General features: G+C 71.7%; 15 protein-coding genes. 9 read left to right on the top strand and 6 right to left on the bottom strand.

Going from position 1 to position 20,604, the window contains the following annotated elements; genetic code table 11:
* Window positions 1–80 precede the first annotated feature (80 nt).
* Together Raf01_RS19345 and Raf01_RS19340 are read left to right on the top strand one after the other, a co-directional pair.
* The gene (locus Raf01_RS19345; protein ID WP_203919327.1) at window positions 81–389 is read left to right on the top strand and encodes a hypothetical protein; all 309 of its coding nucleotides are present in this window, start codon (window positions 81–83) and stop codon (window positions 387–389) included.
* The gene (locus Raf01_RS19340; protein ID WP_239133739.1) at window positions 386–2,020 is read left to right on the top strand and encodes an amidase; all 1,635 of its coding nucleotides are present in this window, start codon (window positions 386–388) and stop codon (window positions 2,018–2,020) included. The genes Raf01_RS19345 and Raf01_RS19340 overlap by 4 nt, the downstream gene beginning before the upstream one ends.
* A gap of 214 nt (window positions 2,021–2,234) precedes the next feature.
* Here the strand turns inward: Raf01_RS19340 and Raf01_RS19335 are convergent, their stop codons facing one another.
* A complete protein-coding gene (locus Raf01_RS19335) occupies window positions 2,235–3,254 on the bottom strand; it encodes an endonuclease/exonuclease/phosphatase family protein (protein ID WP_203919325.1) in 1,020 nt (339 codons plus the stop codon).
* A 142-nt stretch (window positions 3,255–3,396) separates the two neighbouring features.
* Between Raf01_RS19335 and Raf01_RS19330 the strand changes: the two genes are divergently transcribed.
* Both Raf01_RS19330 and Raf01_RS19325 read left to right on the top strand, forming a co-directional pair.
* Window positions 3,397–4,155: a TetR/AcrR family transcriptional regulator gene (locus tag Raf01_RS19330; RefSeq protein ID WP_203919324.1), complete on the top strand. Its 759-nt coding sequence runs from the start codon at window positions 3,397–3,399 to the stop codon at window positions 4,153–4,155.
* 187 nt (window positions 4,156–4,342) lie between these two features.
* The gene (locus Raf01_RS19325; RefSeq protein ID WP_203919323.1) at window positions 4,343–5,191 is read left to right on the top strand and encodes an alpha/beta fold hydrolase; all 849 of its coding nucleotides are present in this window, start codon (window positions 4,343–4,345) and stop codon (window positions 5,189–5,191) included.
* 215 nt (window positions 5,192–5,406) lie between these two features.
* Here the strand turns inward: Raf01_RS19325 and Raf01_RS19320 are convergent, their stop codons facing one another.
* Window positions 5,407–6,045: a helix-turn-helix transcriptional regulator gene (locus Raf01_RS19320; RefSeq protein ID WP_203919322.1), complete on the bottom strand. Its 639-nt coding sequence runs from the start codon at window positions 6,043–6,045 to the stop codon at window positions 5,407–5,409.
* Window positions 6,046–6,214: 169 nt separating this feature from the next.
* Between Raf01_RS19320 and Raf01_RS19315 the strand changes: the two genes are divergently transcribed.
* The 4 genes from Raf01_RS19315 to Raf01_RS19300 all read left to right on the top strand — a co-directional run bounded on the left by Raf01_RS19315 (window position 6,215) and on the right by Raf01_RS19300 (window position 13,425).
* Window positions 6,215–9,466 (top strand): AfsR/SARP family transcriptional regulator, encoded by a 3,252-nt coding sequence (locus Raf01_RS19315; RefSeq protein WP_203919321.1) that lies wholly within the window; start codon window positions 6,215–6,217, stop codon window positions 9,464–9,466.
* 370 nt (window positions 9,467–9,836) lie between these two features.
* Window positions 9,837–10,337 carry a hypothetical protein gene (locus tag Raf01_RS19310; protein WP_203919320.1) on the top strand — a complete coding sequence of 167 codons (501 nt, stop codon included), beginning with the start codon at window positions 9,837–9,839 and terminating at the stop codon, window positions 10,335–10,337.
* A gap of 204 nt (window positions 10,338–10,541) precedes the next feature.
* Window positions 10,542–12,632: a DUF6351 family protein gene (locus tag Raf01_RS19305; protein ID WP_203919319.1), complete on the top strand. Its 2,091-nt coding sequence runs from the start codon at window positions 10,542–10,544 to the stop codon at window positions 12,630–12,632.
* 64 nt (window positions 12,633–12,696) lie between these two features.
* Window positions 12,697–13,425 (top strand): NRDE family protein, encoded by a 729-nt coding sequence (locus Raf01_RS19300; RefSeq protein ID WP_203919318.1) that lies wholly within the window; start codon window positions 12,697–12,699, stop codon window positions 13,423–13,425.
* A 13-nt stretch (window positions 13,426–13,438) separates the two neighbouring features.
* On the opposite strand, the gene Raf01_RS19295 is transcribed toward Raf01_RS19300, so the two are convergent.
* The 4 genes from Raf01_RS19295 to Raf01_RS19280 form a co-directional block, all read right to left on the bottom strand.
* Window positions 13,439–16,054: a glucosidase family protein gene (locus Raf01_RS19295; RefSeq protein ID WP_203919317.1), complete on the bottom strand. Its 2,616-nt coding sequence runs from the start codon at window positions 16,052–16,054 to the stop codon at window positions 13,439–13,441.
* Window positions 16,051–16,953, bottom strand: coding sequence for a carbohydrate ABC transporter permease (locus Raf01_RS19290; protein ID WP_203919316.1), 903 nt, complete (start codon window positions 16,951–16,953; stop codon window positions 16,051–16,053). Before Raf01_RS19290 ends, Raf01_RS19295 begins: the two co-directional genes overlap by 4 nt.
* Window positions 16,950–17,849 (bottom strand): carbohydrate ABC transporter permease, encoded by a 900-nt coding sequence (locus Raf01_RS19285; protein ID WP_239133738.1) that lies wholly within the window; start codon window positions 17,847–17,849, stop codon window positions 16,950–16,952. Before Raf01_RS19285 ends, Raf01_RS19290 begins: the two co-directional genes overlap by 4 nt.
* 62 nt (window positions 17,850–17,911) lie before the next feature.
* Window positions 17,912–19,183: an ABC transporter substrate-binding protein gene (locus Raf01_RS19280; protein WP_203919315.1), complete on the bottom strand. Its 1,272-nt coding sequence runs from the start codon at window positions 19,181–19,183 to the stop codon at window positions 17,912–17,914.
* 257 nt (window positions 19,184–19,440) lie between these two features.
* Here Raf01_RS19280 and Raf01_RS19275 point away from each other — a divergent pair, with 257 nt between their 5' ends.
* Window positions 19,441–20,412 (top strand): LacI family DNA-binding transcriptional regulator, encoded by a 972-nt coding sequence (locus tag Raf01_RS19275; RefSeq protein WP_203919314.1) that lies wholly within the window; start codon window positions 19,441–19,443, stop codon window positions 20,410–20,412.
* Window positions 20,413–20,604: the final 192 nt, after the last annotated feature.

Raw genomic sequence — 20,604 nt, 5'->3', positions numbered from 1 at the left:
TTTGGATCTTCATCAACGCAGCCAGCGCCCCGATTCCATCGTCGCGATCGCGCGGCGCGTGCCAGGCCCGGGAGGATTGCATGGCCGTAGACCCCTCGTCTCTGACCACGGACCAACTCAACGCGTACATCGTCGCACGGCTGACGGTGTCCGGCATCGACCTCACCCTGTTGCCCACCACCGCCGATCCGGTCACCGGGGCGCCGACCCAGGCGCAGGCGCTGGCCTCGCTGCGGTCGTTCGTACTGAACAACCCGACCGCCATCAACTCGTGGCGCCCGGTGCCGGCCGCCGGCGCCGACGCCGACGCGCTCAGCCAGGAGCTGTCGCCTCCGCTGGAGTACCCGTCCATCGCGCAGGCGTGGACCGGACAGGTGGGCGACCGGTGAGCCGCGCGTACAACCGCCGGGTTTTTCTCGCCCGATCCGCGTCTGTCGCCGCCGGTGCGGCGGCGGTGACCGCGCTGCCCGCTGCGGCCGCGTCCGCCGCGCCAGCCGCCGCGTCGCCCGGCACCTCGCCGGCCGACCTCGCCGGGCGCAGGCAGGTGACCGTGCCGGACGTGGACGTCCGACCGGCGGCCAGGCAGGACCCGACCGAGGCGACCGTGGCCGAGGCCGTCACGCTCCTCCGGCACCGGAAGCTGACCGCCGTCGAACTGGTCGAGGCCCACCTGCGGCGCATCGCCGCGTTCGACCCGGTGTACCAGGCGTTCAACGCGGTCACCGCGGACGCCGCCCGCGACGCGGCGAAGGCGGCGGACCGGCACCCCGGCGGCGTGCTGAGCGGGATCCCGTTGTGCGTCAAGGACAACTACTACACTGCCGGCGTCACGACGACCGCGAACTCCTTCGTGTTCGAGAACTTCGTGCCGCCCTACGACGCCACGTCGGTCGCCCGCCTGAAGTCGGCCGGCGGGATCGTGGTCGGCAAGGGACAGATGGGACCGCTGGCGACGACCCGTGCCACCACCCCGAACGGCACGGTCACCACGGTCAACGCGTGGACACCCGCGGATCCCTCTGTCGACCCGGGCGGCTCGTCGACCGGGCCGGCGTGCTCGGTGGCCGGGCGGATGGCCTGCTCCTCCATCGGTACCCAGACCGGCGGCAGCATCGTGCTGCCCTCCAACCAGCAGAACCTGACCGGCCTCAAGCCGACCATGGGCCGCACCTCGATCTACGGCGTGATCCCGCTGTCGTACACGCGCGACCACTCCGGACCGCTGGCCCGCGACGCGCTCGACGCCGCCATCATGCTCGGCGTGCTGGCCGGGCCGGATCCGAACGACCCGCGCACGCTCGGCCTGCCGGCCGTGCCGGACCTGGTGACCGCCGCGCTGCCGGTGCGCCGCGGCACGAAGGTCGTGCTGCGCCGGCCGACCACGATCGGCGTACCGCCGGACTACTTCACCGGGGCCAGCGCCAACGTGGTCGCCCTGCGGCACGCGTTCCTGGACCAGTTGGCGTCGATTCCGGGCGCGAGGCTGGTGGACGTGAGCTACCCGGCCGACTGGGACCTGATGACCGGGACGTTCAACAACGTCCGGCTCAGCGAGCGCACCGAGCCGTTCCTGCCGTACCTCAGGCAGGACCCGAAGCTGCTCGGGGTGTCGGTGCTCAGCTGGCTCCAGGGGCTGTTCCTGTCCGGCGACGAATGGATCACCGGGCAGCGGGCGAAGAACCACCTGCTGCGCGAGGTGCTCGACGGCGTGATGGCGCACTGTGACGTGCTGCTGCAGACCGGGCCGGTGCCGTTCGACATCCTGGGCCTGCCCGAACTCGCGATGCCGATCGGGTTCGCGCCGAGCGGAGCCAACCCCAAGGTACCGGTCGGCACGATTCTCGGTGGGGCCCCGTACGAGGAGGACCGGCTGCTGGAGGTCGCCGCGGCGTACCAGGCGGTGACCTCCTGGCACACCGAACGGCCGGCCGATCCGGTCGCGACGGCGGCGCCGAACCTGCGTACCGGGGCGACCCGGCCGCGGTTGACCGCGGAGGAGGCGGCGGCCACCAGCGCCTGACCGCTCGACCACCGCGGCCGGCGTCCGACTACGCCGGCTCGTCGCGCGGCGCCAGGCGCGCCGAGCCGGAATAGTCGGCGGATGGCGCCGGCCGCGGTGGCGCGTCTGTCGTGCGGGTAGCTCGCTACGCCGGTCTCGGGGCCGCGTTCAGGTAGCCGTACGCGGCCAGTCGCGCGCCCATCGCGTCGTACGCCTCAGGCGGGTCCGGGCCGGGTCAGGACGTGACGGCCACGGTCACCGTGCCGATCGTGATGCGGTGGTCCGAGCACGGGCCGCCGCAGCTGTCGGAGATGTCGAGCGAGTCGCCGTCGTACGTGCCGACGAGCCGGTTCTCCCGCACGAAGATGAGGTCGATCTTCTTGCCCGGGCCGCACGGGCCGTCGCCGTCCGCCACGGTGTTCTCGCCGTACCCGATGCAGCGGGTGTCGGTGTCGTCCAGTTCCCGGTACGCACCCCGGTTGCCGCTGTTGTAGGTGGTGTTCACGCTCGGCGAGTACCAGGAGTCCAGCCGCCCGTAACTGGGCTGGGCGTTGAAGTCGCCGGCGATGATGACGGTGTCCCCGGCCGCGTTGTAACTCTCCACATAGGACAGCACCTGGTTGAGCTGCGCCGTGTTGAAGTCCGGGTCCCACGGCGTCAGGTGGGTCGTGCAGAAGCGCAGGTGCGGCCGGTCGGACAGCGGTGCGCAGAGCAGCTTGCGGGTCTCTGACGTGCCGTCGTCGGCCAGCGCGTACCGGTCGGCCGTGCCCAGCGGCGCCTTGCTGAAGATGGCCAGCCCGAACGGCTCGCCTCCGCAACCGGTCGAGTTGTGCGGCTCGAACCGGGAGAAGTTCAGCACGTCCTGCGGCCACCCGGAGTCGCGCAGGTTGGCCTGCACCGCCTTGTACTGGCTCCAGCACAGCTCGTTGAGCGCGGCGAAGTCGGCGGCGCGGTTGCGGATCGAGTTGGTCAGCACGGTGATCAGGCCATCGGTGGTCGACCCGCGGTGGATCGCCCAGCCCGCCACGTTCCAGGTCCAGACGTGGTACGTGGCGTCGACGGTCGCCGCCGGTGCCCCGGCCGCCGCCCGGGTTGCCGTCGATGCCTGAGTCGCCGTCGATACCTGAGTCGCGGCGGACGTCCCGGTGGTCGCGACGGCCGAGACCGGCCGCGCCGCCGCCGGGGCCGGTGCCGCGGCGAGAGCCACCCCGGTGGCGGCGGCCACCGCGAGTACCAGCGTTGCGTCGAGTCTCATCGCACCCATCCCGTCAACAACTCCAACCGGCACCGAGGGCATCGATCGTGGCACATGCCGGCGGGCCGAAGCGTCGTCCTGCCGTGGTATCTCTCGGCGAGCTGTCGATCACCACCGGAAGCCCTCGCGTACCGTCGCAGCCGTGGACGCGGTTGAGGAGAGCGACGCCGGCCCGGCCGGCCGACCGGGCCCAGCAGCCGAGCCAGGCGACGGCGGCACGGCCGGCGGTGCGGGCGATGCCGGCCCAGCAGGCGGTGCCGGCGGTGCGGGCCCAGCAGGCGATGCCGGCTCGGCCGGACGGGCGGGCTACCGGCGGTCGGCGGGGTCGGCGCGGGGCGAGGCGAGGCGGCGGGAACTCCTGGATCGGGTCACCGACGACCTCGCCGCCAACGGCCTGGTGGACTTCTCGCTGCGCCGGGCCGCGCGGGCGGCCGGCACGACGCACAAGGTGCTCCTGTACCACTTCGACAATGCCGAGGATCTGCTCCGGCAGGCCATGTTCCGGTTGCGCGAGAGGCGCATCGACAACGCGATGGCCGCGGCGACACCGGGGTCCGGGCGGCCGACGCTCGCGGCCCGGATCCGCGCGGTCTGGCCCATCCTGAAGGACGACGCGTCCGGGCTGCGGGTGATCGACCAGGCGATCGGCCTGGTGATGTACGACCCCGAGCGGTACGCCGACCTCGGGCACGAGGCGGCCGAGCAGTACCTGCCGGCGCTGCTGTCCCTGTGCCCGCCGGACTGGGCCGAGCGGCGGAAGTTCGAGGTCGCCCAGATGATCCTCGCGGTCTTCCGGGGCTTCCTGATGGACTGGCGGGCCAGCGGCGAGACGTCACGGATCGAAGCCGGGCTTGAGGCGCTGGTACGCGCGCTGGAGCGGGAGGAGGCGGCGGACCGGTAGCCCGCGCCCGCCCTCCCGCACACAGTCTCGTCGCGCACGTCGCGCACGTCGCGCACGTCGCGCACGTCGCGCACGTCGCGCACGCAGCGCACGCAGCGCCGCCGACGGCCGCGTGGACACGAATGTGAACCGTGTGGTTCACTTGTTCTCGCTGATGCCGCTCCGTCCGGGTCTGAGGAGTACGGGGATGACCGAGATCGAGCTGTCCGCCGGAACCATCGAATACCGGGACACCGGTGGTGACGGACCCACCGTCGTCGCCTTGCACGGCCTGCTCATGGACGCCTCGCTGTGGGACGGGCCGGTCGCGGACCTGTCCGCCGACCACCGGTGTGTGGTCCCGACGCTGCCGCTCGGCGCGCACCGGCACGCGATGCGGCCCGACGCCGACCTGACGCTGCCCGGCATCGCGCGCCTGGTCACGGAGTTCCTGGACCGTCTCGACCTGCGCGAGGTCACCCTGGTCGGCAACGACACGGGCGGGGCGCTCGCGCAGCTGATCGCCGGTGACGGCGCATCCCGGGTGGGTCGGGTCGTGTTGGTGTCCTGCGACGCGTTCGACAACTTCCCGCCCGGGGTTCCCGGCAAGGCGGTCGTCCTCACCGGCAAACTCCCGCCTTCGGCGTTCGGAGTGTTCATGCAGCAGATGCGCGTGCGACCGCTGCGCCGGCTGCCGATCGCGTTCGGCTGGCTGACCAAGCGTGGAGACGCCGCCACCGCCCGCTGGATGCGGCCGATCCTGACCCGGCCGGAGATCCGCCGCGACGCGGTCCGGGTGTTGCGCGGCATCGCGAAGGCCGGCGACCTCCTGGTCGGTGCGGCCGAACGCCTGCGCGGCTTCGACCGGCCCGCGCTGGTGGTCTGGGCGAGCGCGGACCGGGTGATGCCGCCCGAGCACGGCCGGCTGCTCGCGAAGCTGTTTCCGCAGGGCCGACTGGTCGAGGTGGACGACAGCTACACGCTCATCCCCCTGGACCAGCCGGCGGCGCTCGCCCGGATCGTCCGCGAGTTCATTCACGCGTCCGCGACGCGCTAGCGGTCACCACCCGGCTGCCGGGGTCCGGAGAGCCGGCACAACGCGGCTCCAGCACAACGCCACGCCAGCACAACGCCGAGCCGCAACAGGCCGCGCCGACACCGCGCCGAGCCGAGCCGCGGCAGGCCGTGCGGGGCCACGCCGGGCCCCGTCGGCACCGGGCCGCGCCGGGCCGCCGGGGCGGCGCAGGGCGGTCGCCGCGTTTCCCGCGTGGCTCACCATCCGGCCGGTGTCGCGATGCGCGGCTCCTCGTCCGGGTGCGGGGAGGTCCGGGCGCGGTCGACCGGTTGCTGGAGCAGCGCGAGCGCGGTCAGCTCGGCCTTGTTGCCGACTCCGAGCTTCGTCCTGATCCGGGCGATGAACGTGTCCACGGTGGACTTGGCGACCCTCATCCGGCTGGCCGTCTGCTGGTGGGTGTAGCCGGCGGCGACGTAGGCCAGTGCCTCACGCTCGCGCTCGGACAGCGTGTTCAGCAGGCCCCACCGGCCGGGCGGACACGCCGGCAGGACCGGTACCGCGGCCGTCAGCATCGCCATCAGGCCGGAGTAGTCGTCCGGGTAGCGGGGCACCAGGTACGCGTTCGCTCCGGCCCGGATGACCGCGTGGGACTCGGGCCAGTCCCGCCGCCCCACCACCACCGTGTAGCACCGGCCGGCCACGTCCCGGATCAGCCGGACGAGGTCGGTGCCGCTGTCACCGGCGAAGCACACCAGCGCGTCCGGGTGTTCGGCGGCCGGCCGGTCGAGGTCGCTGGCCCGATCCACCCCGCCGAGGCAGACTAGCCCGTGGTCGCCGCACACGCGGGCGAACCCGGCGGGCGGACGGCCGGCGGTCACCAGTCTGATCATCGTCATCTCCGCTCCGAGTCGCCCGGTCACCGGCCGGTCTCCCGCCCGAGCGGGAGCGCCTGTCAACGACTTGATGGTGCGGCCGGGGCATTGAGGGAAGGTTGAGGGCTGCGGGCCCGTCAAGGAACGTCTTGTGCGATCCTTGATGCCCCAATGGCCGAGCCGGAGGCGGTCGATGGAACTGCGGGTCCTCGGGCCGGTCGAGTTCGTCGTCGACGGAACGGTCCTGCCCACCGGACATCCGAGACAGCGATGTGTGCTGGCGGTGTTGCTGGTCGACGCGAACCGCACGGTCGTCACCGAGCAACTCATCGACCGGGTGTGGGGCGACCAGCCGCCGAACCGGGTACGCAACGTGCTGTCCGGGTACGTCGCCCGGCTCCGCGCCGTACTCGGTCCCGCCGGTGAGGCTGTGACGCTGGAACGCCGTTCCAAAGGGTACCGGCTGGTCGTCGACGGCGACCGAATCGACCTGCACCGCTTCCGGCGGCTGACGGCGCAGGCCCAGTCGGCGGACGCCGGCCGGGCCGAGGCGACCCTGACCGAGGCACTGGCGCTGTGGCGGGGACCCGCGTTCGCCGACACCGACTGCCCGTGGCTGGCAAACCTGCGCCACGCGCTGCAGGACGAGCGGCTCACCGCCGAACTGCGCCGCAACGACCTCGCCCTGCGCGGCGGCCGGCACGCCGAACTGCTGGCCGGACTGCACGACCTGGCGGAGGCGCATCCGCTGGACGAGCGGGTGACCCAGCAGCTCATGCTGGCCCTGTACCGGGGTGGCCGGCAGGCCGACGCGTTGCGGGCGTTCACCCGGGCCCGGGGCCGGCTCGCCGATGAGCTCGGTCTCGACCCGGGCACCGAACTGATCGCGCTGCACCGGCGCATCCTGACCAACGACCCGGAGTTGACCGCTCGGCCGGCCCCCACGGTGCCCGAGGTCGCGGTGCCGAAGGTCGCGGTGTCCGAGGCCGCGGCGCCGCCGGTCTTCCCGACGCCCCGCCAACTTCCCGCGGCGATCGGCGACTTCACCGGACGCGGCAGTGAACTCGACGCGCTCGACGCGGCCCTCGCGACCGAGACCGACCGACCGGGACCGGGCCGGTTGCTCATCGCCGTCGAGGGATGTGCCGGCGTCGGAAAGACCAGTCTGGCCGTGCACTGGGCGCACCGGGTCGCCGACCGGTTCCCGGACGGGCAGCTGTTCGTCAATCTGCGCGGCTTCGCCGGCGGGCCGCCGATGCCACCGATCGTCGCGCTGGCTCAGTTCCTGCGCGCGCTGGGCGTTGCCCCGGACCGGATACCGCTGGACGAGGGCGAGGCCGCGGCGATGTACCGCAGCCTGCTGGCCGGGCGGCGGGCCCTGGTGGTGCTAGACGACGCCCACCGGGTCGACCAGGTACGGCCGCTGTTGCCCGGCAGCCCCGGCTGCGCCGTCCTGGTCACCAGTCGCAACCAGTTGCGCGGCCTGACGGTTCGGGACGGAGGCCAACGGCTGACGGTCGACGTGCTGGCCCTCGACGCCGCCCGTACCCTGATGGCCTCGGTCCTCGGTGAGCGGCGGGTGCGGGCGGAGCCGGCGGCGGTCGACCGGCTCGCCGAACTGTGCGCGTTCCTGCCGCTGGCGCTGCGGATCACCGCCGCGAACCTGGCCGGCGCACCGGCTCGCGGCCTGGCCGACTACGCCGCCGAACTGGCCGCCGGCAACCGGCTCGACGCGCTACAGGTGAGCAACGACCAGGAGTCGGCGGTTCGCGGGGCGCTGGAGCTGTCGTACGCGGCGCTCGACCCGGTGGCGCAGGAGCTGTTCCGCCGGCTCGGCGACTTCCCCGGGCCGGACTTCACCGCCGAAGTCGCCGGTGTGCTCCTCGACGCCCCGGCGGATCCGGCGCTGGACGTCCTCGTCGAGGCTCACCTGGTCGAGGGCGGTGCGGGCGGCCGGTACCGGATGCACGATCTGGTGCGGTTGCTCTCCGGCGAGCGGGCGGAGCGGCAGGACCCGCCCGCGGTGCGGGAGGCGGCGCTGCGGCGGGTGCTCGACCACGTCTTCGCCCGCGTGAACTCGGCCGCGGACCTGCTGTACCCGCAGATGGTGCGGCTGTCCGAGCTGGCCGGTCCCGGGGCCGACCAGTCCGGCTCGGCGCGTCTGGCGCCGCGCCACGACCCAGACTGGTCGTTCGCTGCGCACGGTGTCGCGCTGGCCTGGCTGGACGCCGAGCGGCAGAACCTCGTCGCGCTGGTCGAACACGCCTCGCAACACGGCCCGCACCGCCCGGCCTGGCGGCTCGCCGACGCCCTGCGCGGCTACTTCTGGCTGCGCCGGTGCGCGCCGGAGTGGTTGAGCGCCGCGCGCGCCGGGCTGGTGGCCGCCGAGTCCGAGGACGACGTGACCGCGCAGGCGTCGGCCTGGTTGAGCACCGCCGACCTGAACTGGAGCGTCGGGCGGTACCCGGAGGCCGTCGACGGCTACCGGATGGCCTCCAAGCTGTCGCTGGACGGCGGGTGGCACGCCGGCCAGGCGAGCACCCTCTGCAACCTGGCCAGCGTCCAGGTCGAGCGCGGCGAACTGCGGCAGGCCAGCGAGAACTACCAGGCATCGCTGGCCGCGCACCGGGCCGCCGACCGCCCCGTCGGGCTGGCCGTCGCACTGAGCAACCTGGGCAACGTCGAGTGGGAGATCGGCTCGCTGGATCGGGCCGCCGGGTACCTGCACGAGGCGCTGCGCCTGCACGAACAGCTGGGCAGCCTGGGCCCCGAGGCCAACGCCCTGCTCAACCTCGGCTCGATCTATCACGACCTGGGCCGCCCGGACCTCGCGCTGAGGTACTCCACCAAGGCCGTCGGCGTGGTCCGCACGATCGGCAACCGGGCCGACGAGGCCAGCGCGCTGCTCACCATCGCCGCGGTGCACTGCGACGCGGGCCGGTTCCCGGAGGCCCGGCGGCAGGCACACGCGGCACTCGAGCTGGCCAGGGAGATCGGCGGTCGCCGGATCGAGGCGCTGGCACTGAACACGCTCGGCGCCATCTACCGCCTGCTCCTCGACGGCGAGGCGGCCGCCCAGTCCCACGGACAGGCTCTGGAGCTGGCCCGTACGACCGGCGACCGGCGCGGCCAGACCGAGGCGCTGATCGGCATCGCGGCCGTCCACATCGGACTCGGTCACCTCGACGATGCGCGGCAGAGCGCCAACCAGGCCATCGCGCACGGCCGGACGGCCGGGTACCGGCTGCTCATCGGGTACGCGCTGACCGTGCTCGCCGCGTCGTACCGGACCGGTCGTGACCCGGTACGGGCGGCGGCGTTCAGCCATCGGGCCAACCGGATCTACCGGTGGGCCGGTGGCCGGCTGGGTACCGCGCGCACGTACCGGGTACCGGGTGCCACCCCGATCCGGAGGGGGGCTCGACTACAGCGGCGCTCCAGCTGAGGTGTGCGTCGGGCCGGGCGTCCCGGACGGGTTCGGCGAGTCCGACTCGCCCTTGCCTCGTCCGACCGGAACTTCCTCCCCCCTCCGTTGACGCGCGATCCATGCTTCGGGAGTGAGGTTGAGGAAAGGTTGAGGCGCTGGCTCACCGTGTCCCGGAGACATCTGCGTGGCCGAATACCACCGGGCTGATCCGCCGGTGGTGTCGGCCGAACGGGCCTGGCCGGCGCGTGTGCCGGTGCACGGATCGAGCCTTCCGGGGCGGGGTCACGACAATCCGACGATTGCCGCGCCCGCTCCCCCGGCCCACGCTGAGTAATGGGCGCACCGGGGGAACCGGAGGTGGGTAGTGCCGAGGCGGGTCGTTGACGTGATGTCCGAGATGTGGCCCGAGGTAGCTGACAACCTCGAATCGTTCGAGGGGTTCAGCTCCGGGTTGAACGCCTCCCGCGGAACCTCGCGTACCCGGGCGGTGCTGTGGGTCGCCCCCACCTTCATCGCGATCGGGCGGGAAAAGCTGGGCATCGGGCACCGGGTGGTGGTGGACAGGTTCGCGGTGTCGGAGATCGTCAGCGTGACCGGGCAGCAGGGCCCCGCGGGCGGCCTCGACGAGACGCTGATCCGGAGCAACGTGCCGCGTCCGCGGGACCGCCCGACCAGCACAGGCGGCGCGACCAGCCCGGGCGGCGCGGGCGGCACGGGCGGCGCGACCAGCGCGGGCGGCGCGGGCGGCGCGACCAGCGCGGGCGGCGCGGGCGGCCGGCTGGTCATCAAGACCCGGCGCGGTGACATCGACTTCACCGCCGATGCGGGCGACCGAGGCTCGACCCGGAGCGCGTACGCGGCGATCGCGGACCTCATCCGGCGGCGCTGAACCGCGATACCGCCATACCCCGACATACTCCACACTGGACGGACAGCGGCGACCTTACCCCGGGGTCGCCGCTGTCGCCGGGTTGGCCGCTGGCGCCGCTGGCGCCACTTCCGCCGCCCGCGCACATTGACCGGCACGACGATCTCGACAGGGCTGTTACCCGGTCGTAGGGTTCCCACGAGAGCGACTCGCGAGGGGGCCTCCATGAGACGAACCGCCGGAGCTATCGCCGTTTCCGCCCTGTCCGCCATTGTCCTGATCGGACCCGCCGCGCCCGGCTATGCCGGCGCCGACCGGTCACACGACGCGCGGCTGTCCGTCACGCCGGTGTCGAATCCGCGACCCGCGCTGGTCAGCGGCGGCGATGTCCTCGTCCGGGTCAGCGGCTCGGGTGGGACGCCGAAGCTGGCCGTCGACGGGCACCCGAGCGCCACCGTCGCCCACGCCCAGCCGGACGGCTCCTGGCTGGCCCTGGTCACCGGCATGGCCGGCGGCCGGCACCGGATCACCGCGACCCGCGGCCGGCAGCGGGCCGACCTGACCGTGGACAACCACAGCGTCAACGGCCCGGTCTTCTCCGGCAGCCAGCAGCTGCCGTACATCTGCCAGACCCCGTCCTTCGGGCTCCCGCCGGCCGACCCGCCGGCCTGCGCGGTCCCGACCCAGGTCTCGTATCTCTACAAGACGACGGCGGGCTCATTCGTCCCGCTCGCCGATCCGGCCTCACGCCCGGCGGACCTTGCCAGCGCACAGGTGAACGGGCACGCGGTGCCGTACGTCGTCCGGTTGGAGCAGGGCACCATCGACCGCGCCGTGTACCAGATCGCGGCCCTCTACGACGGGACCGCCCCGGTGCCGTGGAGCCCTGACCAGAGCTGGAACCGGCGGCTGGTCTACACCTTCGGCGGCGGCTGCGACGGCGGCTTCCACCAGGGCACGTCGACCGGCGGCGTGGTCAATGACCTGTTCCTGGCACAGGGGTACGCGGTCGCGTCGTCGACCCTCAACGTGCTGGACACCAACTGCAGCACCATCATCTCCGCCGAGGCGGCGATGATGGTCAAGGAACACTTCATCGAGGTGTACGGACCGGTCGCGCACACGATCGGCTGGGGCGGCTCGGGTGGCGCGATCCAGCAGTACGACATCGCCGACCAGTACCCCGGCATCCTCGACGGGATCGTGCCCGGGGTGTCGTTCACCGACCCGTTCACCACGACCGGGCCGGTCGCCGACTGCCGGCTGCTGGACCGCTACTTCGCCGCCGGTGGCGCCGGCTTCACCCCGGCGCAGCGGCAGGCGGTGTCCGGCTTCCGCTCGTACGACAGCTGCGTGTCCTGGGACGCGACGTTCGCCAGCCGGATCACCGCGACCGACAGCTGCGACTCGTCCATCCCGGTCGCGCTGCGGTGGAACCCGGTCACCAACCCGAGCGGCGTCAAGTGCTCGGCCGCCGAACAGTTGGTCAACCAGCTCGGCCGCGACCCCCGCACCGGCTTCGCCCGCAGCCCGGTGGACAACGTGGGCGTCCAGTACGGGCTGCAGGCCCTGCGGGACGGCCAGATCAGCGCACAGCAGTTCGCCGACCTCAACGCGGGCATCGGCGGCTTCGACTACACCGGCAAGCCGGTGCCCCAGCGCTCCTCGGCCGACCCGAAGGCGCTGGCCGCCTCCTACCGGGACGACGTGGTCAACAGCGGCGGCCTGGGCCTTGCCAGCACCCCGGTCATCGACCAGCGCATCGACCTCGACCTGGCCGGCTTCGGCAACGACATCCACACCACCGAGTGGTCGTATGTCATGCGGGCCCGGATGACCGCCGCCGGTACCGCCGCCAACCAGGTCATCATCGAGAACAGTGTGGCCACGGCCGCCGCCGCGAGCGTGTACGAGTTGGCCGCGATGGACCGCTGGCTGTCCGCGATCGACGCGGACCGCTCCGGTCGCCCGCTGCCGGCGAAGGTGAGGACCGACCGGCCGGCCGACATCTCGGACGGCTGTTTCCGCGACGACGGCACGCTGGTGCGCGAACGGCTCTCGTACGGCGGTTCCGGCCAGTGCGCGAGCCTGTTCCCGGTCGGGTCGAACACCCGGCTGGTCGCCGGCGAACCGCTGGCCATGCCGGTGCTCAGCTGCGCGTTGCGCCCGCTGGACTTCGCCGGGTACCCGGTCGCGTTCACCGCCGCCCAGAAGGCGGAGCTGCGCTCGGCGTTCCCCACCGGCGTCTGCGACTACGGGCGGCGCGGTCCGCAGCAGCGGCGCCCCGCCGGAGTGTGGCTCAGCTACAGCCGATAGCTCGCAGCCGGCCTCGGCCGTCCGGGCCCGCCCCCGGACGGCCGCCGCGCTACGCTCGATCGACATGTGCACCGTTCTGCTGAGGTTCGCGCCGGGCAACGCCTGGCCGCTGCTGCTCGCCGCGGTCCGGGACGAATTCGTCGACCGGGCCTGGGATCCTCCCGGCCGGTACTGGGGTGACGAGCTGCTCGGCGGCCGCGACGGGACGGCCGGCGGCACGTGGCTGGCGGTCGACCCGTCCCGCCCGGGGGTCTCCGCGGTACTCAACGGAGTGCGGCTGCCCCGCCCGGCCGAGGGCGACCGCCCTACCCGGGGCACGCTGCCGCTGTCCGCGCTGCGCGACCGGGTGCCGGCGGACGCCAGCGGGTACGACGGGTTCCACCTGCTCCGGGGTACGCCGGATGAGGTGCGCGCCTGGTCGTGGGACGGCCGCGATCTGGTGAGCCAGTCGCTCGCGCCCGGCGACTACGTCATCGTCAACCGCGGGGTGGGGTTCGTCGACGAGCCGGTCGTGGCGCACTTCCTGCCGTTGCTCGGATCGGCGGCCGACCCCGCCGCCGGAGCCTCCGGGTCCACAGTGGACTTCTGGGGAGACTGGGTGACGCTGCTCCACGGCGACGGGCTCGACCCCGGCGACCCCCGCGCGCTGCTGGTCCGGCGCACCGTCGCCGAGCGGGACTACGCGTCCACGTCGGCGAGCCTGGTCGCGGTGCGCGACGGCGGGACCCGGTACGACTTCTGCCCGGCACCGGGCGACCCGTCGCGCTGGTACCGGATCCTGCCAGAAGGCTAGAGCCCCGGCGCCCTCACCCCCGCCACCGGCCGACATTCAGGTTCGACAGCCGGCCGAAGTCGGTTACCTCGATGCTGTCCGGCAGCTCCATCGGCGGCCCGGCAAACGACGGCTCGAAGCCGAACAGGCCGGACACCACCGCCTCCGCGATGCCCACCCCGCCGATGGAATCCCGGTTGGACACTCCGTCCTCGGCCACCCGCACCGACTCTCCGTTCGGGCCGGCGATTATCTCCATCGCCTGACCCCACAGGCCGCCGGACGCCGAGGCGTGTACCCGGCTCAGCAGGCCGGCCGCCAGGTCGGCCCGGCCGAGCTTTGCCAGCCCGTACGCGGTGACGCCGGGCCAGGCGCAGAACGCGCCGGCGGCACCGTGGTCCGGCCGGTTGGACAGTGGCGCGGCCGGATCATCGGGCGTGAGGGCCCGCATCCAGGTGGACGCGAGCAGCTTGTCGGTGACGAAGGCGACCATCTCGCCACGCTGCCGCTCGTCGAGGTCCGTGTGCAGGTGCGCGGCGACGAGGCCGAAGTCGAGACAGTGGCCGATCGGCTCGGTACCCCACGGATGCGTGATCCGCCACAGGCCACCGGGCACGTACAGGTCGAGGACGGCGGCGCTCATCGCGGTCGCGTCGCCGTCGGCGGTATTCGCCTCCCGGTCACGTCCCAGGCGGCGCAGCAGTCCGGCGTAGGAGCGGAGCATGCCGGCATACGCGGCGTTGAACGAGGCGACCACGTTGACGTAGTTGGGAACGCACTCCAGCAGCCGCCAGGGATCGGCACCGAAGTCGGCCGGGATTCCGTCGCCCCTGCCCCGCCAGCCGTGCGCGAGCGAGCCGAGGTGTTCCAGCACGGTGCGGCCACCGGCCGGCTCGTCCAGGAACGACACGTCACCGGTGACACAGACGTAGTGCTCGGCGAGGCGGAAGAGGGCGTAGTCAGTGGCCGCGTACGCGTTGCCCAGCGGGCCGCCGTTGCGGGTGTCGAAGCCGAACGAGGCGCCGTACGGCCCGCTGAGCGCCCGCAGCAGCCACGAACGCAGACCGGCCGGGTCGAGCAGCGCGTACAGCCGGCTCCACTCGGCGTGATCCCAGAAGTACGTGGTGGTCGGGCCGAGCCTCGGACCGCCGGTCAGGAAGATCGGGCCGGCGTCGCTGATCCGGGTATTGCGCAGGTAGAGCGCCAGCAGGGCGCCCATGTAGTAGGACCGGGCGATGCCAGGATCGGCGGCCCGCAACGCCGGCAGGTGGCCGCTGAACTCGCCGTTGCCTGGAGTGAACATCGCCCGCCACAGCGCGCGGTACCCGTGTTCCGTGCGGGCCAGCGCGGCCGGGAAGCCAGCCGCCGCCCGTGCCGCCTCGGCGGCGACGTCGACCGCGTCGGTGCCGTACGCGCAGACGACGCCGAAACGCCGGCTGTCGCCCGGCTCGATCGCGAGATTCCAGGTGGCCCGTGCCCCGGCACCCAACTCCTCGACGGCGTCGGGCGGCGTGTCGAACGCGTACGCGGCACGGGCCGGCGACAGACTGTCCGCGATGGACACTCCGGTCCGGTCGCAGAGGGCCTTCCAGCGCGGCGAGTCCGTCCAGTCCCCGGTCACCGCGACCTGTTCGTCGTCCAGAAGAAGCGCCACCCGCTCGTCGCCAAGGGCGACCGCGACCGTGTACCAGCGCCCGACGGCGATGTCCCGCTCGACGCTCTCCCGGGTACCCGCGATCCCGAACCACAACCGGCCCGCGTCGACACCGACCTGCAACGAGTCGGGATGGTTGCCGTGGGTCAGCACGATGCCGGTCTGGTCCGCGGCGTCCAGCCGCAGCTCGAACCGCAGCGCGCTGCCCGCGCTCAACTCGATGTCGCCCGCGGCCACCTCGCTCGACGGCTCCAGTACGACCTCGTCGGGCACCAGGTCGATGTCCCGGTAACGGAGGCCGCGTACGGTCGCCGTCGCAGAACTCCGGTGGGGGTACACGGTGTCCTGGCTGACGTGCCGGGGCAGCTCGTACTCCAGGGACATCGCCTCGGTGCCCGCGTCCCGCTGGATACCGGGTAGCCGGGGCCTGCCCAGGCGCAGGCGCCGGGTACCGTGGCCGAGCAGGTAGGGGGCGCCGGCCCGGATCCGTTCGAGGGTCATGAAGTCGTGGTAGTTGCCGGCCGTCCACGGCACGTCGTACAGCCAGCCCCAGCCGGTCTCGGTGTGCGCCAGCATGGCGAAGAGGTCCTGCGAGACGCTGAGCTCGACCGGGTGGGGGCCGCCGTTGGTCACCTCGACCTGCCACAGCACCAGGTCGCGACCGAGCACCATCCGGGTGTCGGTACGCAGCCGTACGCCGCCCGAGGTGTGCTCGCGCTGGACACCCCAGGGCTTCCAGCGGTACCGCTGCGCGTCGGGTACCGCGCCGTCCACGCGCAGCCTCCCGCTGTGGTATCCCCAGGAGTACGGCGGCGCGGCGAGCCAGGACAGCGAGGTCAGATCGCCGTTCACGTGTGCCTGGCCGCACTGGTTACGCAGGGACGGCAGGTGTGCGAGGTCGGCGGCGTCGACCCAGTCTCCGGCGACGTCGCCGAGGTCCGGTACGCCGTCGGGCAGCCCGTCACCGGCCGGCGCGCCGGGCGTCGCGGCGCTCACTTCGTCGATCCCGCGGTCAGGCCGGCGATGAACTGCTTCTGCATCACCAGGTATCCGGCGACCGGGATGACGCCCGCGAGGAACATGATGCCGAACAGCTGGCCGTAGTTCATCTGGAACTGCCCCACCGACAGGTACAGGCCGGTGGTGATGGTCTGGCCCTGCAACGGTCCGAGGATGAACAGCGGGTTCAGGAAGTCGTTCCAGATCCACAGAGACAGGAAGATGGCGACCGTGGCGGTGGCCGGGCGCACCAGAGGCATGATGATCTTCCACCAGATGCGCAACCCGCCGGCGCCGTCGATGCGTGCCGCCTCAACGATCTCCTCAGGGATGGCGCGCATGAAGCCGACGTAGACGAACACGGCGAAGGACAGGTACCCGCCGCCGACGTTGGACAGGATCAGGCCCAGGTACGTGTGGTCCAACCCGGCGAGGGTCAGGATGTGAATGGTCGGCAGCAGCACGACCTGCGGCGGGATCATCAGGCCGGCGGCGAGCAGAGCGAGGATCGCGGCGCGCAGTCGGGTGCGCCGGCGCGAGATGTAGAAGCTGAACGCGGAGCCGAGCGGGATCAAGAGCAGCACCGAGCAGACCACGGTGATGACCGAGTTGCGCAGGCCCAACTGCAGCAGGTGGTCCGGGCGGCTCAGCGCCGTCGAGAGGTTCGACAGGGTCGGGTGGATCGGCGGCGCGGCGGGGTCGCTGACGATGTCGCGCTCCGGCTTGAAGGCGTTGACGACCGTCAGGTAGATGGGGCTGACGAAGGCCAGGATCACCAGGATGGCGGCGATGAGCCGTGCCGTTCCGGGCACTCGTGGGGCGCGGCGGTGCGGCGCGCGCCCGGCCGCGAGGGCCGGCCGCGCGACGGCGGGCGGCGAGGTCTGCGCGGTGGTCACAGGTCGATCTCCCTGCGGCGTAGGAAACTCGTGACGGACAGGGCGATGACCGCGGAGAGCAGGAGCAGCCCCATCGCGACCGCCGAGGCGTACCCGAAGCGATCGCTGGTGAAGGCGAGCTTGACGATGTATTGCGCGGTGGATTCGGTGGCGTTCGCCGGGCCGCCGGAAGTGAGCACGGTGATGACGTCGTACAGCTTGAGCACGGTGATGAGGGAGATGGTCACGCTGATGGTGGTGGCCGGTGCGACCAGCCGCAGGGTGATCATCCGAAACTGCTGCCGGCTGGTGGCGCCGTCGATGGAGCTCGCGTCGTACAGCTCGGGCGGGATGTTCTGCAGCGCCGCCAGATACACCACCGTGGTGAACCCGGACAGCACCCAGGCGACCACGATGCCCACGGACAGCTGGGCCATGTGCGGCGTGCCGAGCCAGTCGACCGGCTCCTTCACCAGGTGCAGCCGGGTCAGCGCGTTGTTGAGCAGGCCGTCCTCGGTGAGGATGGTCTTCCAGACGAAGCCCACGATCACGCCGGAGACCACCTGCGGCAGGAACGCGACCGTCCGCAGTACCCGGTAGCTGAGCTTGCTGCGGTTGAGTAGCACGGCGAACGCGATCCCGACGACGTTGGCCACGACCGTCACCGCGAGAGCCAGGGCCAGCGTGTACAGCACGGTGGCGTGCAGTTCACCGTCGTGCACCATGGTGCGGTAGTTGGCCAGCCCGATGAAGTTGCTGCCGGACTGCAGCGGGTTCTCGTCGGTGAAGCTGCTGTGCAGGCTCATCAGCACCGGTACGACGATGAATATGACGTACAGCAACAGGGCCGTGGCGGCGATCAGGCGCAGACCGAGGTCGTTCCTGACGTCGCGGAGCCACCGTGAGCGCGACTTCACAGTCCGCCGTCTCCTCTTCCGGTCGGGGCGGGTCCGCAGCCGGACCCGCCCCGACGCGATCGTCACTTGCTGGCCGTGTTCCAGGCGCTGTCGAGCTTCTTCATCTGGCCCGCCACGTCGGCGGTGTTGAACAGCGCCTGCGCCGCGGCGTAGAAGTCGTTGTTCAGCGACCCAGGCATGGCGTCGTCGTTGGTAGCCCAACCGATCGAGCTCACCTTGTTGTTCGTCTGGGTCACGTAGCCGTATGAGTCGGTGAAGACCGGGCTCACGTTCACCTTGTAGTCGGCGAGCGTCTTGCCCTTGAGCATCGGGAACGCGCCGTCTCCCTCGATGAGTGCCTTGAGGTTGTCCGGGGACAGCGACCACGACTCGGCGAACGCGGTGGCCGCCTTGATGTCCGGCGCGTGGGTGCTGATGGCCATCGAGCCTCCCACGGCGAACGGTACGACCACCGAGCCGTCGTCGGTCGGCCACGGGAACACCCCGATGTTGTCCCAGGCGTCCTTCGGCACGGAGCCGAGGTACCAGCTCCCCATCGGGTACATGGCCGCCTTGCCGTCGTTGAACTGGGTGATGGAGTCGGCGTAGCTCACGTTCAGCGCGCCCTTCTCGAAGTAGCCGTCGCTGACGAGGGTGCGCATCTTCGTCGCCGCGGCAACCACGTTGGCATCGGCGAACTTCACCGTGCCGGCGTACCGCTCCTGCAGCCACTTCGGGTCCTTGCCCAAAACGTCGGCGCTGATCGCACCGGTCAGCGGGACGGCTGCGGCGAACGGGTCGTTGCCGCCGAGTTCGATCGGCGTGACGCCTGCCGACTTCAGCTTGGCGCACACCGCCAGGAAGTCCGCCCACGTCTTCGGCGGCTGCACGCCGGCCCTGGCAAACAGCTGCTTGTTATAGAAGACCAGCGGGATGATCTGCGAGTTGGTCGGCGGGATGTATACCTTGCCCTTGATGGCATTGCCCTGCGGCAGCAGGAAGTTCGCGTCGATCCAGGACTGGTCGTACGGCTGGAGCAGGTTGGCGCTGGTGTACTGCGACGGCGTGATGGACTGCAGCAGGTCCGGGAACTGGCCGGACGCTTTCAGCTGCTTGGCGTACGAGTCGCGGTCGGTGTTCGGAGCCACCACCTGCTTGATGGTCACGCCGGGTACCGACTTCTGCGCGGCGGCGATCGAGTTCTTCCAGAAGGTGGGCGTCAGCGACGGGGTGTTGAAGGTCAGGTAGGTCAGCGTGACTTTGCCATCAGCCCCGCTCGAGGACGGCGAACTCGAACACGCCGCGAGGAGCAGGAGACTGACGGCCGCTGCCGCGGTGAGACACCGTCGGAACATGGCCGTCCTTTCGGGTCCGGTGGGGCGGGGACTATTCGGGCATCGACGCCGCAGGCATTTACCTGGCCGGCGCAACGAGATAACGTTATCTCGGGAGTTACAGTAAGGTTTCGCGACGGCGTGTCAAGCCTTCGGGCGGTCACAAACCAATCTCGGCCCGCCGCCATCCCACCGTGAACCACTGAGCGAGAGGAAGTGGAGTGGTCCGAGCCGGTTCCCTCAGCAACCACGGTCGCCCGCAGCCGCGCAGGCCAACGATGGCGGACGTCGCACGGGAGGCCGGAGTCGCACTGCGGACCGTGTCGCGCTTCGTCAACGGCGACGCGACCGTCGGCGAGGACTTCGCCGACCGGATCCGGCGAGCCATCGAGACGCTCGACTGGCAGCCCGACGAGCGCGCGCGGCAACTGCGCAGCGGCCGCACCCGCACGATCGGCGCGGCGGTGCGCAACATCTCCGACGCGCACCCCGTGCTCCGCGCGGTCGACGAGTCCGCGCGGGCGGCCGGATTGACCGTGGTCGCGATGTCCACCGAGGACGACGAGGAGCGCGAGCGCGAGGCGGTCGTGTCGATGTGCCGCCGCCGGATGGACGGCATCATCATCGAGCCGATCGCGGAGAACCACGGGTACCTCCAGCCGGAGATCGACTCGGGGATGCCCGTCGTGGCCTTCGACCGGCCGGCCACCGGCGTCGAGGTGGACACCGTGCTGAGCGACAACCGGGGTGGCATCGCCCTCGCGTTCGAACACCTGGTACGTCAGGGGCACCGGCGCATCGGATACATCGGCGACGACGAGCGCATCTACACCGGCCACGAACGTGCGGTGGCGTTCCACGAGTGCCTGCGCGCGCATTGCTCCGCCGCCACCGGCATGGTTCACCCCGGGCCCATCGATCCGGCCCGGATCGCGGCGGCACTGAACCGGCTGCGCTCCGACCCGGAGCCGGCCACCGCGATCCTGACCGGCAACGCCTCCACCACAGTCGCGGTGATCCGCCAACTGGGCGGTGACTTCGGCAGCATCGCGCTGGTCGGGTTCGACGACTTCGCGCTGGCGGATCTGCTGCGGCCGGGGCTCACCGTGGTCGCTCAGGGCGAGGCGGAGATCGGGCGTACGGCGATAGACCTGTTCCAGGCGCGCGCGGCGGACCCGTCCCGGCCGGTGCAGACGGTCACCGTACCGACGACACTCATCCCCCGCGGTTCCGGGGAGCTGGCACCGTAGCCCCTTGACAACCGTCTGATCAACGTCTATCAATGCCTCTTACATCCTACGTTTGCCTCTGTTTCAATCCGTCCCACTCATCACAGCCGCTGCCCTGAGCCAAATTGTCGCCACAGTAAGGGCGAGAGATGGTACAGACATCCGATGTCTGCACTCGGCACGGGGCCTCCGCGGCGAGAGTCCGAAAGGAAG

Origin of the sequence: Rugosimonospora africana, assembly GCF_016862975.1 — a bacterium.
Lineage (GTDB): Bacteria > Actinomycetota > Actinomycetes > Mycobacteriales > Micromonosporaceae > Rugosimonospora > Rugosimonospora africana.
This window is presented reverse-complemented; position numbering and strand designations above follow the sequence as displayed.

Coding starts and splice junctions, on each gene's coding strand:
- Raf01_RS19325 (WP_203919323.1), top strand. CDS start 4,343: ATGACCGAGATCGAGCTGTCCGCCGGAACCATCGAATACCGGGACACC.
- Raf01_RS19275 (WP_203919314.1), top strand. CDS start 19,441: ATGGCGGACGTCGCACGGGAGGCCGGAGTCGCACTGCGGACCGTGTCG.
- Raf01_RS19335 (WP_203919325.1), bottom strand. CDS start 3,254: ATGAGACTCGACGCAACGCTGGTACTCGCGGTGGCCGCCGCCACCGGG.
- Raf01_RS19310 (WP_203919320.1), top strand. CDS start 9,837: ATGTCCGAGATGTGGCCCGAGGTAGCTGACAACCTCGAATCGTTCGAG.
- Raf01_RS19315 (WP_203919321.1), top strand. CDS start 6,215: ATGGAACTGCGGGTCCTCGGGCCGGTCGAGTTCGTCGTCGACGGAACG.
- Raf01_RS19345 (WP_203919327.1), top strand. CDS start 81: ATGGCCGTAGACCCCTCGTCTCTGACCACGGACCAACTCAACGCGTAC.
- Raf01_RS19280 (WP_203919315.1), bottom strand. CDS start 19,183: ATGTTCCGACGGTGTCTCACCGCGGCAGCGGCCGTCAGTCTCCTGCTC.
- Raf01_RS19320 (WP_203919322.1), bottom strand. CDS start 6,045: ATGACGATGATCAGACTGGTGACCGCCGGCCGTCCGCCCGCCGGGTTC.
- Raf01_RS19300 (WP_203919318.1), top strand. CDS start 12,697: ATGTGCACCGTTCTGCTGAGGTTCGCGCCGGGCAACGCCTGGCCGCTG.
- Raf01_RS19305 (WP_203919319.1), top strand. CDS start 10,542: ATGAGACGAACCGCCGGAGCTATCGCCGTTTCCGCCCTGTCCGCCATT.